Source organism: Azomonas macrocytogenes, from assembly GCF_014191985.1.
Lineage (GTDB): Bacteria > Pseudomonadota > Gammaproteobacteria > Pseudomonadales > Pseudomonadaceae > Azomonas > Azomonas macrocytogenes.
In genome coordinates this window covers 90155-105873 of record NZ_JACHXI010000011.1, presented here as the reverse complement: position 1 = coordinate 105873, position 15719 = coordinate 90155, and the positions used below count along the sequence as shown (strand labels likewise).

Sequence of the window (15719 nt, the reverse complement as noted above, 5' to 3'; positions counted from 1 at the left end):
GCACATAAGGTGAAACTCGATGCGACGTACCGAAGGAGTTCTTCTCTGGAATTAAGCATGTCGATTGGACATTTTCGAGGCAGGAGCTCAACCTAATGGCGCTTTGCCGCAAGCTCGGTAATAGTCGAACGAACAAAGCAACGAACCACGAGATCAATTTCTGGTCATAGGTCTGGATATCAGCTTTTTTTTGGCGGAAAACTGATCTGACTTGGCTACAGGATCAAGTGCAATAATCAGCAGTGGTTTGGAAAACAAGCCGGCTGATCTTGTCAGCCGATGTCAACAAAACAGACAAAACAGCTTTTGCCTCGAGTGAAAGTAGAGATACCAACTGGAACCTTCATAAATTTCAAGGACTCCCATGATCAAAAAATGCCTCTTTCCCGCAGCCGGTTACGGTACGCGCTTTCTGCCCGCCACCAAGGCCATGCCCAAGGAAATGCTACCGATAGTGAACAAGCCCCTGATTCAATATGGGGTTGAAGAGTCCCTTGAGGCGGGTCTCAACCAGATCGCAGTGGTTACCGGGCGTGGCAAGCGCTCTCTGGAAGATCATTTTGATATCAGCTATGAGCTGGAACACCAAATTCGCAATACCGACAAGGAAAAATACCTGGTCGGGATCCGTCGTCTGATCGACGAATGCAAATTCTCCTATACCCGCCAGGTCGAAATGAAAGGCTTGGGCCACGCTATCCTCAGCGGTCGTCCGCTGATCGGCGACGAGCCTTTCGGAGTGGTGCTGGCCGATGACCTTTGCATCAATCTCGACGGCGACAGCGTCTTGACCCAGATGGTCAAGCTGTACAACCAGTTTCGCTGCTCCATCGTAGCGATTCAGGAAGTGCCGCCGGAAGAAACTTACAAATACGGTGTAATCGCTGGAGAGATGATTCGCGAAGATATTTTCCGCGTCAGCCACATGGTGGAAAAACCCAAGCCTGAAGATGCGCCGTCCAATCTGGCGATCATCGGTCGCTACATTCTTACTCCGGATATTTTTGATCTGATCGAAGAAACCGAACCAGGTAAAGGCGGCGAAATTCAGATCACCGATGCACTGATGAAGCAGGCCAACCAAGGTTGCGTGCTGGCTTATAAATTCAAAGGGCAGCGTTTCGACTGCGGTAGCGCAGAAGGCTATATCGCTGCCACCAATTATTGTTATGAGCATTTTTACCTGACTGGTAAAGCGTTCAACTGATTACCGGAACGTGTTCTCGCCAAGGCCACCGCCACCTGCTCGGTGGCCTTTTTTGCTTCAACAGACAGGTAAATCATCTGCTCCTGGTCCCAACGGCTGCCCATAACTGAACTCCACATAATTTCCCGCCGGATCGCGCAAGCCGCAGTAATAGCCAACCGGGTAGGGTTCCTGTTTCGGTGCCCAGATCAAACAGCCGGCCTGCCGGGCTAGATCTGCGATCGCATCGACCGCCTGGCGGCTTTCCAAGGCGAAGCCGAAATGGCTGTAATCGTTGGCGGCCAGTGCTCGGTCTGTGCCTCCTGGCATGATCACGAAAATAAACGCACGTTCTTTGCCGGGTTCCGCCATCCAGACGATGCGAGAACCCTTGGCCTCGCGTTGATGAAATACATGCATGCCACAGAACCTCTCATAGAAATCGACGCAGGCATCCAGATCAGGTACGTGCAACGCAATATGAGTCAGGGTAGGGGACATGGAATCCTCCTTTCATGATCAATGCCGTCAGCCTGGGTTATGCTGACGCTTATTGAAAGGAGACTACTAATCATGGCTTATGACTTCGATCTATTCGTCATTGGAGCCGGTTCCGGCGGTGTCCGGGCCGCCCGTTTCGCTTCCAGCTTCGGTGCGCGCGTAGCAGTGGCCGAAAGCCGATATCTGGGTGGTACCTGTGTCAATGTCGGCTGCGTACCGAAAAAACTGCTGGTGTACGGTGCGAATTACGCTGAGGACATCGATCAGGCAAAGGGCTATGGCTGGTCAGTGGATGGGGTAACCTTCGACTGGGCCACCCTGATCGCCAGCAAGAATAGCGAAATTGAACGACTCAACGGCATCTACAAGAATTTGCTAGTCGAGAGCGGCGTCACTCTGTTTCAGGAGCATGCTCAGATACTGGACGCACATCGGATCGAAGTGGCTGGCAAGTCATATACGTCCGAGCATATTCTCATCGCGACCGGGGGATGGCCGCATGTTCCCGAATTTCCGGGGAACGAACATGTCATCACATCCAATGAAGCGTTTTACCTACCGAGCTTGCCCAAGCGGACCCTGGTGGTCGGTGGTGGCTATATCGCCGTGGAGTTCGCATCGATTCTGAATGGCTGCGGTTCGGAAACTCGTTTACTGTATCGGGGCGAGTTATTCATGCGTGGATTCGATGGCTCGCTGCGCGATCATTTGAAAAATGAAATGATCAAGAAAGGCATTGATCTGCAGTTCAATACCGATATTGCCCGTGTCGATAAACAGGCGGACGGCACGCTCAAGGCTACCCTAAAGGATGGCCGGGTCATGGAAGCCGATTGCATTCTCTATGCTACGGGGCGGCGCCCAATGCTCGATAACCTTGGTCTGGAAAATGTCGAGATCGAGCGAGACAAGCGTGGCTATCTGGTCGTCGACAATCTGTTCCAGACCACGACGCCATCGATTCTCGCCATTGGCGATGTAATCGGTCGAATTCAACTCACGCCTGTGGCGTTGGCCGAGGGCATGGCCGTGGCGAGACACTTATTCAAGCCTGAAGAATACCGTCCGGTGGATTACAAGTTGATTCCTACCGCCGTATTCAGTCTACCTAACCTGGCGACTGTTGGCTTGACCGAGGAAGAGGCAAGAGAGAAGGGTGTACGGCTGCGTATTTACGAAAGCCGCTTTCGACCAATGAAGCTGACGCTCACTGACACACAAGAGCGCAGCCTGATGAAGCTGGTAGTGGATGCCGAGACCGACAAAGTGCTGGGTTGCCATATGGCAGGTCCCGAAGCAGGAGAAATCATGCAAGGATTTGCCGTGGCCCTGAAAGCCGGCGCGACCAAACGGATATTCGATGAAACTGTTGGCATTCACCCCAGCGCCGCAGAGGAATTCGTGACTATGCGCACGCCGGCGAAAGTAGACTGATCGCCTACTACCTCATCGAGGAGTGCGGCCCCGGTGCCGCATCCATGATCTTTACTTCGGTCGTTATTTCTCCAGCGTGCTCGAACTCGAGTGTCAGCGAAAAGCTTTCTCCTGCCACCAGCGGCTGCTTCAGGCCGAACATCATCACATGATAACCACCAGGCTCGAATTGAACCTGGTCATTGGCCAGGATATCGACTGATTCGACGTGCTGCATGCGCATCAGCCCATTCACATGCATGTGGCTATGCAGTTCCGTCTTGTCAGCAACAACAGCATATACACTAGTTAATCGGTCGCTCTTTCCGGAGTGGTTGTCGATAATGAAATACGCTGCACCTGTTGGAGCCGAAGCAGGCATGGCACGTGACCAAGCCTGAGAAACGATCAAGCTCTTGGCTTGGTTCGTTGCACCATCGTGTTCATGAGCATTGACGCAAAGACAGGCCACACTCAAGGCCGCCGCAGCCAACAGACGAAACAACATGGAAACCCCTCATTAGATGTGGAAATTACAACCTTGGCACGCTGGTTCGTACAGGTTTTCGATCTGCAGCAGGTCAGGAAGAGGTCGAACCTGGCTCGAGGTAACGTAACCTTTCCACCAGGGCCGGTAATTCACGCATATCCGACAGCAGATGCTCGACACCCAGCTCACGTAGAATCTCGCCGTGCTCCGGAGGAATATGGCTGGCTCCCAGGAAACCTATTACGCGCATCCCGGCAGTCAGCGCCGCAGTCGCACCAGTCGCGCTATCTTCCACGACCAGACAACGCTGTGGTGCAACACTTGCCGTCTTGGCTGCCAGCAAATAGATATCTGGTGCCGGTTTGGGGTGTTGGACAAGTTCAGCGGCAAAGACACCCTTGTTCACGCGCTCAGTCAGACCACAACGCTGCAAGGCGTGCCTGACTGCATCGCTACGGCTGTTGGAAGCGACAGCAAGGGGAAGGTCTATGGCGTAAAGGGCGTCCCTGACGCCAGCAATGGCTTGCCCTTCGGTACGAATGATAGATTCGCTGCGTTCACGTACTTTCGGATGAAAGTCTTCCGGTAACACCAGATTGAAGTGCGCTGCGACCCTGGCAATGATGTCCCGGCTCTGCAAGCCGAAAGTACCGTTGAGTATTATTTCCAGCTCGTGTTCCGGAACCAGCTGGCTGAGTGCCTCGCGTACCACACGGCCAGTAATTATTTCGCTGTCGATTAATACTCCATCGCAATCGCAGATCAGCAGGTCGATGTAACTGATTCGCCTCATGGACAGGCCTCTTTCTGTTGAGTTGTCTGCATACGATTGAACATATAGGGTGTGCTTGTCACCTTAGCGCAATCGCATCATTTGTTCGACAAGACAATCTGCGAAGGAGAAGGGGCTTTGCAACTGATCAATCTGGGAAAATCAATAATACTTAATTTAACATAATAAATATTATGCGAAGTATTGTCGCGACCCTTTACCTTTAGGTCAGGATAACCAAGTGATCTGGCAACTCATTGCGCAGTCGGGTTACTGGTACATGTTGCCTGAGGACTTCACCACACGCGGCGATGCATGTCAGAAAACCTTGTAATGTTTCACCACGACGTACTGCCATGGTGAAGTCACTAACGATAGCTGCCCAGGTTTCGTCGCTAAGCTGACTGGAAATACCATGGTCAACCAGAATTTCCACATAGCGTTCTGCCTCGGAGACGAAGATCAGCATGCCCGTGCCTCCTTCGGTATGGTGCAGCTTCAGCTCCAGAAACTGCCGCCGTGCCAGATTCGCGGCATGCCAGTGACGTACACGCTGCGGAACCAGACGAGTAGTAATAGCCGGCACTTTGAATAACAGACTGAGTACGATGAAGGTAAGCCACTGTGTTAGCAGTAACTCATGAGCATTCAGCCAGAGCGGGTAATAATTGATGACTCCCGGTCCTAACAAGGCCAGCATTCCTGCCCAGAGCAGAGAGATATAGGTGTAATCATCTGCCCGGGCCGCCAATACAGTGACTAATTCGGCATCGGTGTCACGTTCGATTCGCTTGATCGCTGCAGCGACCTGCTGCTGCTCGCTTTCGCTTAGTAACGTCATGGAGTTCCCGTATTCTTCAATGTGGATTCACCAGCCACCCGAAGCACCACCGCCGCCGAAGCTGCCGCCGCCTCCGCCAAAACCACCACCGCTGCCTGAAGAACGGCCACCGCCCAGCACATTGCCCAGCACCGCCCCGGTTAAAATCGAACGGCCGCCACCCCGCCCGCCGCCACCACCCCGCAGCAGCATCACGATAATGATGAATAACACGAGGTACGCCATTGCGGACAAGCTCTGCGATTCATAGCGTGAAGGTTTTTCTGCAGCTTGCGCCACAGGCTCACTTCCAAGCACTTCCAGGATCGCACCAATACCGTCGCGAATGCCTCCAGCGAAATCGCCACGCTTGAACGCTGGTACGATAATCCGGTTGATGATGATCGATGACTGCGCATCTGTCAGGCGATCCTCCAAGCCATAGCCCGTCTCGATGCGTACCTGGCGGTCGTCTCGCGCCACAATCAACAATGCGCCGTTATTCTTGCCTTCTTGTCCAATACCCCAGTGACGTCCGAGTTGATAGCTATAGTCTTCGATGGCCCTGCCCTGCAGGCTTGGCAAGGTGACTACGACTACCTGTTCTGTGGTGGCCTGCTCATGGGCTTCAAGCGTTTGATTGAGCTGGATGCGGGTCTGCACATCCAACAGCTCGGCCAGATCCACGACTCGACCACTGAGTGCGGGAAAGCCCGTGGCAGTCTGTGCCAGCAACGCTGCCCCCCAAAGCAGGAGCAGTGGCAGACACAGCCATTGCTTCATTGGAAATTCACATGTGGCGCCTGGTCGGCATTGGGTGCGGTCGCCTTGAAATTCTCACGTACTTTCATATCGCGATACAGCGTCATCTGCCAAAGCTTGCCTGGAAAGGTGCGGATCTCGGTGTTATATCGCTCCACAGCAGTGATGAAATCGCGACGTGCAACGGCGATCCGGTTCTCGGTACCTTCGAGCTGTGATTGCAAGGCTAGGAAATTTTGGTTGGACTTGAGATCCGGATAACGCTCGGACACCACCATCAGTCGGCTTAATGCGCCACTTAGTTGCTGCTGAGCCTGGTCGAATTGCTGAAGCTTCTGCGGATCTTCCAGCGTATTGGCATCAACTTGGATCGATGTGGCCTTGGCTCGTGCTTCGATCACCCGCGTCAGTGTTTCTTGTTCCTGTTTGGCATAGCCTTTGACCGTCTCCACCAAGTTGGGAATCAGATCGGCACGTCGTTGATACTGGTTCTGTACTTGTGCCCAAGCCGATTTAACTTGCTCGTCGTATTGCGGAATATTATTTATTCCGCAGCCTGACAACAGCAAAGAAAGAAATAAGAGAATTACCAGCTTGCCGCTGGTCGAAGCAGGTTGACGCACGGTGACCATTATTTTTCCTTTCCCTTGGATAAAAACATGAAAATTGGCCCAGCTTAACAACCAAACTAGATAACCGAATTAGAAGCAGCGTATGCGGTCGAGTTCAGCAACATGCAGCGAAGCAGTGACTGAATCTCCTACAAGGCATTTGTCCTGAGTGGCTTGGCAAAGTTATAGGTTGTGAGGCAACACAATATCAGCCCACTTATAGCAAGCAGCCCGCCTACAGTACCGATGTTGGATAACCCCAAATTATTACTCACCAGGCTACCCAGTAAGGCTCCAGCACCGATGCCGATGTTATAGATGCCGGAGTACAGAGCCATGGCCACATCGGTAGCATCAGAGGCCAGCGATAGGACTTTTGACTGCAGTGCAAGTCCAAGGCACATGATGGCGATTCCCCAAACCACACTCAAAGAGCCGAAGTGTGAAGGGTCTTCAGCGGACGGCAGTAGCAACAGCAGGCAGAAGGCCAATACAAGGATCGCCATGATCAAAAAGCCTTTCGGGTAGCGGCTGCTGTAACGGCTGAACAAGATGGAACCAAGAATACCCGCACCACCAAACAACAATAGTAATACCGTGGTCATATCTTCGCTCATGTGAGCTACAACCTGGGCAAACGGCTCGATATAGCTGTACACGGTGAATTGCGCAGTAACAACCAGAACGGTTAATGCATAGAGCGACACTAACGCCGGCCGTTTGAAAAGCACCGGAACGCTTCTGAGCGAACCCGAATTCTGGCTAGGCAAGACAGGTAATGCTTTTGCCAGACAGAGCATGGTAGCGCCGGAAATGGCCGCAATCGACAGAAAGGTCGTACGCCAACCCAAAACCTCGCCAACAATACGCCCGAGAGGAATGCCAAGCACCATGGCCAGAACAGACCCTGTGGCCAGCAAGCTCAGAGCTTGAGCCTGCCTGCCCTCTGGAGCCATGCGTACGGCAAGAGATGCCGTAATCGACCAAAAAACCGCATGCGCAATAGCGATACCGATCCGGCTCAATACCAGAATGCCGAAGCTCCAAGCCACGCCAGAAAGAAGATGGCTGACGATAAACAGCAAAAAAACCAGCATCAGCAACTTGCGCCGTTCGATATTTCGGGTCAGCAACATCATTGGCAAAGACGCCAATGCAACGACCCATGCGTAAATCGTCAGCATCAGCCCGACCTGGGCTGTCGACATATCGAAACTGCTGCCGATATCGCTCAATAAACCGACAGGAACAAACTCTGTCGTGTTGAAAATAAAAGCAGCCAAAGCCAATGCGACAACACTGAGCCAATTCCTGACACAAGCATCAACAGATGTATTCATGTGGGCGATATCTAGCGTTCAACCATATTCCTATTGAGAGGGCTGCACGGAATATGGAATGTGGAGGAAAGAAGTCATATCGGCGAGACTCGCGCGCAGCAAACGTCGCCCCACGGCTTTATTGATGAGCCCCAGGAGCTAGAACGCGGTGAGTGAGTACGGATACGGCCTGAACGCCGCGGATTCTACGTGCAGCATCGAGCCTCTACAACACACCTGTCAGACTTGGGAAAACCCCGCTGACCAGCGGCTCTGCTTTCAGGTGGGTGGCGCGCCCTCTTCTTCTGTTTTCCACTACGATGATGCTGGCGTCAGTCATCTGTAGCGCTCACAGATTTATGTGTGGCACCCACTAAACCTCGAGCAGTTCGTGAATCCGTTCCAGAGTCTTGGCATCTATCACGCAATGCTCCAGACATCCTTCCAACAGCAGATCCAAGGCTATGGTTTCGGGCCACCCCTGGGCGTCTCGCTCGCCGTAATAATAGATAAGGCCATGCAGGTGTGCTGGCAGCAGCTCTGCCACTGCATGGTAGCTGTTGCGTGTCCGCTCTTGGTATTTCATGCCCGCTACTCCTCTTCCTTATCTTGTTTAGTCTCGCGAGGTAGTAGACAGTTGCTTCGCCTCTAGATCGCCGATCACTGCAAGTGAGGGTCTTTTCGGCAGTTTTCCACTTACCCTGGCGGTTCATCCCGCATCGGGTGATCCAGGGTGCACGGGGTTATGCAGGATGTCCCGAGCTTTCAGCCAATCATTGACTGGGCTACTGCCTGCATCAAGCACGCCACCGCCAAGCGATACCCATAGCTTGGCCTGGGTACTTAATTGAGAAGCATGGATCTGCTTACGTAGACGCTGCTGCTCGAACAGTTCGGTCTGCGCTTCCAATACCCGCCGGTAATCCACCAGGCCACGGTCATAAGCATTCTGAGCCAGTTCGTAGCGCCGTTTCGCAGTATCCAGTGCATGCGTGACGAATTCATGCTGCTCATGCAGCGAATGCAATCGGATCAAGTGGTCAGATATGTCTTTCAGCGCCATGACCAGCGTTTGGTTGTATTGTTCGACGGCCATGTCGTAGCCAGCTGTATTAGCACTCAGATTGCCACGCCGACGGCCATTATCGTAGACCGGCAGACTTATCGCCGCCCCAAACGCTCTAGCCAGGCTCTCGTATTGCAGGAAGTGCAACAGGCTGCCTCCCCTCGACAACGTATCCAGAGCGGCCAAGAGGTTCACGTTCGGATAGAACTCCGCCTTGGCCATTTCGATACCACGTGCTTCGGCAGTCACCTGCCAGCGACTGGCGACCACATCCGGGCGACGTCCGAGCAATTCCAGTGGCAGACTCGAGGGCAAGGCCGGCTTCGCATGCAGCGACAATTTTGGCCGCTTGAGCTGTGCGCCTTCACCCGGTCCTTTACCAGCCAGAGCAGCCAGCTGGTTACACGCTAAGGCGATGTTTTCACGCAACAGATCGAGCTGGCGACGGACATCCGGAATCGGTGCCTCGGCCTCGTTGATTTCCAACTGAGTCCCCAGCCCCATACGCAAACGCTGCTCGGCCAGCTGCAGCAGCTTTTCGCGTTGATGCAGTGAGGCGTTGACGATATCCAACTCTTCGTAATACAGCGCCAGTTGGATATAGCTGCGCACGATGTTGCTTTCCAGTTCCAGCACCGCTGCCCGTTCTTCGGTTGCAACGACCTGGGCCAGATTCATGGCCTGCTCTTGGTTGTTGCGTAAACGTCCCCACAGATCGAGGTCATAACTCAGTCTCAGATTGGTACGGCTGTTCAAGTTAGCGTTGTGGTTAAGTGTGGATGGGCCGTAGAAAAAATCGTCCGGCCAGCGCTTGTACTGGATTCTGGTATCGAAATTCAGCTGTGGCGCTTCAGTTGCTTCGGCAACATCGACCATGGCCTGAGCCTGCCGGACGCGTGCCCGCACCTGAGCTAAAGTCGGGCTGTCAGCCATAGCCTGTTCAATCCAGATATTCAGTTGAGGATCAGCATATGCCTGCCACCATTGGTGATCGGGCCAGGCGGTCTCGATGGCTTTGCGAATGGCTTTATCGGTAACCAGTTCCTTGTCGTGCAATAGGCCGGCTTGCGGGATGATGCCGCGACTGTCTATGCAGCCTGCGAGACTTGTGAGCACAGCAAATAGCGTGGTCAGGCAAAGACCCAATTGGAGATCGTGGGACACAATACAGAACCCTGATGTAGGACGGATACAGCCGTTGAAAGTGATCTAAGAAGCGGCGTCAGGGCTTGATTGTATACTTGCAGTACTTAATCCAAGATTAATGCAGGCTATTTATAATAAAATATGACCAGATATGACTAAATGCTGGACGCTTCAGCTCGCCCGCTCCGCTTTCAGCCCATTGAAGGAACGAACTTACTGCCGGGCCGTCGCAGACTTTCACTGCGCCAGCAAAGAGTCATAGCGCTACATCAGCAGCGCATTATTTCAGATCGTCAGAATCGCTTGGGCCAGCTGCAAATCACTGGCCTGAGCCAGCTGTGGAGCCAGGTTGCGGATATGCTCAAGCGCGGCTTCCAGGCGTACGCCGCGTTGCTCACCATTGCTGGCGACGAAGCAGGCAGCGTCGTCGCGGGCCTCTTGCACAACCTTGTCATCCTTGAAAGACGACGAAGTAAAGTCAGATGTACTCTCCACCGAATTGGTGACTTTCTCGGCAGTCCAATCAGTGATCATCGTGACACTGAGTGCCGAAGCCGTTCCAGCCTGCAGCAGAGTAGCCATGCAGATGATTGTGAATGCATAACGATTCAACATGGTAGCTCCTGGATTTTCGAATCGCCTATATCTCGAATTTTAGTTGGCGGTATAGAGATTGCTAAAAACTTGTTTTTGAATTCGAGCCTGTACCTGGTTCCGCAGATACTTGCGATTGCCTTCTGCTCCAGGTTGTGTAAAAACGCCCCGCAAGATCAAGCAGCAGAAAATCACTGCAACCCAGTAATTGCCAGGAATTATCAATGAACAAATCTCTTTCTCCTGAAACCATCCGCATAATTAAATCCACTGCACCTGTGCTACAGGAGCATGGCGTTGCGATCACAACACGCATGTATGAACGCTTGTTTGTCGATCCGAAGATCAAGGCATTGTTCGACGAGGCGGCGCATGCATCCGGTGAACAACCCAAGCGCCTGGCTGCTGCCATCCTCGCTTTCGCCAAGAATGTGGATAACCTTGACGCCCTCCAGGGTGCCATCGACAAGATCTGTGCGCGGCATGTGGCAACCCATGTCAAGGCCGAACACTATCCTGCTGTGGCCAACGCTCTGCTGCCGGCTATTAAGGATGTGTTGAGCGATGCAGCCACTGATGAAATTCTCAATGCGTGGGGTGAAGCCTATTGGTTTCTGGCAGATATCATGATCAGTCATGAGCGGTCGCTATACGGCGAAGCGCACTGATCATTAAGCTCTGCCAGACCAACTGCTTGAACAACCCCAAGGGTCAAAAGCGAAGATTCGCGAAGGCGATTTCAGCGGCCTTCTGGTCCTGCGGACCGATGGCTATTTCCTAACAACCTTCGATAGTGCTCAACTTCAGAAGGAACTGGCGTGACGCGCTATCCCTCCTCGGCCTGAATTGCGAGGTTTCTCGTGCATAAACTGATGACTACCAAGCGATTCCGATTCATTGTGCCCTCAAGATTGCTGCGCATCGTCGTGGTAGCCGTTGCAATCATGTCCCCCGCACTTATGGCCGCTGAAGAAAGCCACCCAGTTGTCGCCTCGCGGGTGAGTACCGTAGGGCTCGGCGAACTGCGCCCTGAGGTGCACCTGACGCCAGCGAGTGGCTGGATAAACGATCCGCAGCGGCCATTTTTCCTCGATGGCCGCTGGCATCTGTATTACCTCTACAATGAGGACTACCCGAACGGAAATGGTACCGAGTGGTACCACGTTACCTCGACTGACCTGGTGCACTGGTTCGATGAGGGTGTGGCGATCCACAAATACACACGCGGCGACGGCGACATCCAGTCCGGCAGTGCCGTCATCGACGTAAACAATACGGCTGGATTCGGTGCCGGTGCGATCGTTGCCGCCGCCACGCAACAGCTGAATGCTGTGCAGACCCAATCGCTCTTCTATTCCACCGACGGCGGCTACACGTTCGAGCAGTATGCAGATAACCCCATCCTCCACAACCCCGCGGATGGCACAGACTTCCGCGATCCGAAGATCATCTGGGATGCGGAACATTCACGCTGGCTGATGCTCATCTCCGAGCCGCACAAGATCGGCTTCTACACCTCTACAAACCTGAGGCAATGGACCTACCTGTCGGGGTTCATGCGCGACGACCTTGGTATCATGGAATGCTCAGAGCTATTTCGCATGTCGGTCGACGGCGATCCGTCGCGCACGACCTGGGTACTGGCGACCGGCGCAAACGGGTTCAACTACGGCATGAATTCCGGGTATGCCTACTGGACCGGCAGGTGGGACGGAACAAACTTCCACCCCGATCAGGCTGAACCCCAGTGGCTCGACAACGGGTCGGACTTCTACGCCGCGGTCACCTGGACTGACCCACGGCAGGCAGCCGAAGAGCAGCTGCACACCCGGTATGCCATTGGCTGGATGAACAATTGGGACTACGCCCGCCGGCTCCCGGCGGGTGAATGGGGTGGCAGCCACCTCTCGCTCGTGCGCGAGGTACGCTTGAAGGATATCAGCGGCCGGCTCACGCTCACCTCACGCCCGCTCGATACAATCAGCACTCTCGAAGGCGAACCGGCTCGTATCGAGCAGCTTCTGATCGGCTACGGCGAGACCTGGGCAGTGCCACAGCCGCCGAGTGCCGCGTACCGGTTGCGCGCTTCAATCACGCAAGATCCGCTCAACCCGGCTCGGGAGGTGCGACTGAAACTCAAGGCGGACGGCACGCACTTCGCCACCGTTGGCTACGACTTCGCCACCGAGACGGCATTCATCGTCCGCGACCACGATGCAATTGCTGATAAACTGACCGAGGTCTACCGCCACGGGCGCACGATCCGCGTTAGGCCGCGAGACGGCGTTGTCGATCTCGACATCATCGTCGATCGTACCTCGGTTGAAATGTTCGTGAACGGCGACGAGCATGCGCTGAGTGCGGTCGTGTATGGCGCGAATGACGCGAACGGCATCACTGCCGAGGCGTTCGACGGGCTCGCCGTCATTCGCTCGATAACCGTCGTCCCGCTCACACCCATCCCGCTGGTGCGCCGCGGTTGACCGGACCCTGTGGAGTTTTCCAGGCCAGCCAGCTCCAACCTGTGGCTGCCTACGTCAGTGGGCCGCTCCGGGATCGGGATATCCAGACCATCCAGGGCCGCAAACTGATCCGATATTGCAGACAGTGCGAAAGTAGTGGCTTGAATAACTAAACTACAGAATGCCGGCTTACCCGCTCCAACTATCCAGAGTTAGCTTGTAAAATAAGCGCTATTTCTGGAAATTCATACTCGCTTCGTTATTTAGAAGGCTTTGAATAAACTCCAGCTTCTGGTCACTGTAGCGCTGGGTTTACGGAAATAGAAACGAGTTTTTTATAATATTAAATATTTATAAAAGATATTTCCTTAATTTGCTTTAATATCTGCCTTACATCTTAAATAATTGATTTATATGAATTTAATTTTCATAAAAATAATTCCTGAAATATCCGGCGTCTGCTTGAAGGGTATTGGTTGCAGTAATTGCAGCAGGAATCTAATCAAATGACAGGAGCATCCTCACATTACCAAACTTATTCCATCGCCGCTCTGTAAAAATTTTCAGCGAGTTGGAAAAAGGAGGTTAATCATGAAAAGGCTTATTTTCTTATTATTGGCTATTTTGCCTGGGCTTGCCTTGGCTGATTCCACTCTGCCCGCTATCCAGATTCCGTACGACACTCCATCCGTAAAAAGCGAGCAATATGAATACGGTATGAAGCTGGACATACACCGTGTGATTAGCCGCCAGTACGGCAGTAACTATATGAGTAGCTGCGATGTGGTTCCGGCACATATGGTTTACGATGATTCACAAGGACAGCGCCATGCCATAACGTATAAGGTTGTTGATATGGATAATCGTTGCAACTGAGCGAGGAAGAGGTGATGGCCTCCGAACGGCCCATTGCCGACCAACCAAGGCATCGGCGAAAGTGCGACTTGCACTGAACCGATGGCACCTTGGTCGATCCGGGCAAATCTCTTGCTAGTGTGCTCTGTACTGCCTGTTAGACTATTCGCCGTTTCCGCTTTCCCAGGCCCACTCCTTGACCAGTACCGCTTTTTCCACCCTATCCCTTTCCGCTGCCATGCAGACCAACCTGAAGGCCCTCGGCTACCAGGCCATGACGCCAATCCAGGCTCATAGCCTGCCGGTCATTCTGCGCGGCCAGGACCTGATCGCTCAGGCCAAGACTGGTAGCGGCAAAACTGCGGCTTTTGGCATTGGTCTGCTGGAACCGCTGAACCCCCGTCATTTCGGCTGCCAGGCACTGGTCCTCTGCCCTACTCGCGAGCTGGCCGATCAGGTAGCCAAGGAGGTACGCCGGTTGGCTCGCGCCATGAATAACATCAAAGTGTTGACACTCTGCGGCGGCGTTCCTTTCGGTCCGCAAATCGGTTCGTTGGAGCATGGCGCCCACGTTATTGTCGGCACGCCCGGGCGGGTACAAGAGCATCTGCGCAAGGGCAGCCTCAAGCTCGACAGCCTCAATCAACTGATCCTCGATGAAGCCGACCGCATGCTTGATATGGGGTTTTATGACAGCATCGCCGAAATCATTGGGCAGGCTCCAGTCTCGCGGCAGACGTTGCTGTTCTCCGCCACTTACCCCAGGGGTATCGAGCAGTTAGCGGCAACTTTCATGAAAAGTCCGCAGCAAATACAGGTGGAGTCACTGCATGACGAAAGCCAGATCGAACAGCGTTTCTACGAGATAGAACCACAGCTGCGCATGGATGCCGTGCTGCGCTTGCTCGGGCATTTCCGTCCGCAGTCCTGCATCGCCTTTTGCCATACCCGCCAACAGTGCCAGGAGTTGCTCGAACATCTGCAAATGCAGGGTATTCATGCCCAGGCGCTGCATGGTGATCTGGAACAGCGCGACCGCGATCAGGTTCTCGCGATGTTCGCCAACCGTAGCCTCAGCGTCTTGGTCGCTACTGATGTAGCCGCGCGCGGGTTGGACATCGCGGGGCTGGAAGCAGTGATCAATGTCGAACTGGCGCGCGATTCGCAAGTGCATATCCACCGTATTGGCCGGAGTGGACGGGCCGGTGAAAAAGGCTTGGCACTCTCGCTAGTCGCACCTGCTGAAGCCTGCCGCGCCCAGGCCATCGAGAAACTGCAGCAAGCACCGCTGAATTGGCTCGAATTGGATTCCCTGAAAATCCATGAATCGGAACCCTTATTGCCTCCCATGACGACCCTAAGTATTGCCGCCGGTCGCAAGGACAAGTTACGCCCCGGTGACATTCTCGGCGCCCTGACCGGTGAGGCCGGTATTGCTGGTAGCCAGGTTGGCAAGATCAGTATCTTCGATTTCCAGGCCCTCGTTGCTGTCGAGCGCAATATCGCCCGGCAGGCATTGAAGCGTCTCAGCGAAGGCAAGATCAAAGGACGTGCACTTAAAGTCCGCATCATTCAGGTAATGTAAGCCGATATAATAAGAGATGCTCTAGCCATCCTTCCTTATGAAATGGAAGAGTGATTTTGACAGACCTTATAAAAGGTTGTGATGCTCGATCGCTTGGATAACCGTGCCGGTGTGGGCGAGTTTTGGCTCTGGAGGAG

The 15719-nt window shown here is 53.6% G+C and carries 16 protein-coding genes; 6 read left to right on the top strand and 10 right to left on the bottom strand.

The features are described 5' to 3' along the window. Window positions 1-364: 364 nt before the first annotated feature. Window positions 365-1207 carry a UTP--glucose-1-phosphate uridylyltransferase GalU gene (galU, locus tag FHR87_RS11815; protein WP_183166928.1) on the top strand — a complete coding sequence of 281 codons (843 nt, stop codon included), beginning with the start codon at window positions 365-367 and terminating at the stop codon, window positions 1205-1207. Window positions 1208-1264: 57 nt separating this feature from the next. Here galU and FHR87_RS11810 read toward each other — a convergent pair whose 3' ends face one another. Continuing rightward, a complete protein-coding gene (locus FHR87_RS11810) occupies window positions 1265-1687 on the bottom strand; it encodes a VOC family protein (protein ID WP_183166927.1) in 423 nt (140 codons plus the stop codon). 72 nt (window positions 1688-1759) lie between these two features. On the opposite strand from FHR87_RS11810, the gene gorA reads away from it, so the two are divergent. Then, a complete protein-coding gene (gene gorA / locus FHR87_RS11805) occupies window positions 1760-3121 on the top strand; it encodes a glutathione-disulfide reductase (protein ID WP_183166926.1) in 1362 nt (453 codons plus the stop codon). 7 nt (window positions 3122-3128) lie between these two features. On the opposite strand, the gene FHR87_RS11800 is transcribed toward gorA, so the two are convergent. The 9 genes from FHR87_RS11800 to FHR87_RS11760 all read right to left on the bottom strand — a co-directional run bounded on the left by FHR87_RS11800 (window position 3129) and on the right by FHR87_RS11760 (window position 10701). Then, window positions 3129-3608 (bottom strand): copper chaperone PCu(A)C, encoded by a 480-nt coding sequence (locus FHR87_RS11800; protein ID WP_183166925.1) that lies wholly within the window; start codon window positions 3606-3608, stop codon window positions 3129-3131. A gap of 73 nt (window positions 3609-3681) precedes the next feature. Next, the gene (locus tag FHR87_RS11795) at window positions 3682-4383 is read right to left on the bottom strand and encodes an HAD-IA family hydrolase (RefSeq protein WP_183166924.1); all 702 of its coding nucleotides are present in this window, start codon (window positions 4381-4383) and stop codon (window positions 3682-3684) included. Between the two features lie 202 nt (window positions 4384-4585). After that, window positions 4586-5203, bottom strand: a complete 618-nt coding sequence (locus FHR87_RS11790; protein WP_183166923.1) for a TPM domain-containing protein — start codon at window positions 5201-5203, stop codon at window positions 4586-4588. 27 nt (window positions 5204-5230) lie between these two features. Then, window positions 5231-5965, bottom strand: coding sequence for a TPM domain-containing protein (locus FHR87_RS11785; protein WP_183166922.1), 735 nt, complete (start codon window positions 5963-5965; stop codon window positions 5231-5233). Continuing rightward, a complete protein-coding gene (locus tag FHR87_RS11780; protein WP_183166939.1) occupies window positions 5962-6576 on the bottom strand; it encodes a LemA family protein in 615 nt (204 codons plus the stop codon). Before FHR87_RS11780 ends, FHR87_RS11785 begins: the two co-directional genes overlap by 4 nt. Before the next feature lie 128 nt (window positions 6577-6704). Next, window positions 6705-7895, bottom strand: coding sequence for a sugar transporter (locus FHR87_RS11775; RefSeq protein ID WP_183166921.1), 1191 nt, complete (start codon window positions 7893-7895; stop codon window positions 6705-6707). Between the two features lie 352 nt (window positions 7896-8247). Next, window positions 8248-8460: a hypothetical protein gene (locus FHR87_RS11770; protein WP_183166920.1), complete on the bottom strand. Its 213-nt coding sequence runs from the start codon at window positions 8458-8460 to the stop codon at window positions 8248-8250. Between the two features lie 123 nt (window positions 8461-8583). Continuing rightward, a complete protein-coding gene (locus tag FHR87_RS11765) occupies window positions 8584-10104 on the bottom strand; it encodes an efflux transporter outer membrane subunit (RefSeq protein ID WP_183166919.1) in 1521 nt (506 codons plus the stop codon). A gap of 267 nt (window positions 10105-10371) precedes the next feature. After that, window positions 10372-10701 carry a DUF2388 domain-containing protein gene (locus tag FHR87_RS11760; RefSeq protein WP_246336017.1) on the bottom strand — a complete coding sequence of 110 codons (330 nt, stop codon included), beginning with the start codon at window positions 10699-10701 and terminating at the stop codon, window positions 10372-10374. A gap of 203 nt (window positions 10702-10904) precedes the next feature. On the opposite strand from FHR87_RS11760, the gene FHR87_RS11755 reads away from it, so the two are divergent. The 4 genes from FHR87_RS11755 to dbpA all read left to right on the top strand — a co-directional run bounded on the left by FHR87_RS11755 (window position 10905) and on the right by dbpA (window position 15582). Beyond that, the gene (locus FHR87_RS11755; RefSeq protein WP_183166918.1) at window positions 10905-11348 is read left to right on the top strand and encodes a globin domain-containing protein; all 444 of its coding nucleotides are present in this window, start codon (window positions 10905-10907) and stop codon (window positions 11346-11348) included. 192 nt (window positions 11349-11540) lie between these two features. Further along, window positions 11541-13163 (top strand): GH32 C-terminal domain-containing protein, encoded by a 1623-nt coding sequence (locus FHR87_RS11750; protein ID WP_183166917.1) that lies wholly within the window; start codon window positions 11541-11543, stop codon window positions 13161-13163. Window positions 13164-13733: 570 nt separating this feature from the next. Continuing rightward, window positions 13734-14018: a DUF2790 domain-containing protein gene (locus FHR87_RS11745; RefSeq protein ID WP_183166916.1), complete on the top strand. Its 285-nt coding sequence runs from the start codon at window positions 13734-13736 to the stop codon at window positions 14016-14018. 175 nt (window positions 14019-14193) lie between these two features. Then, window positions 14194-15582: an ATP-dependent RNA helicase DbpA gene (gene dbpA / locus FHR87_RS11740; protein ID WP_183166915.1), complete on the top strand. Its 1389-nt coding sequence runs from the start codon at window positions 14194-14196 to the stop codon at window positions 15580-15582. Window positions 15583-15719: the final 137 nt, after the last annotated feature.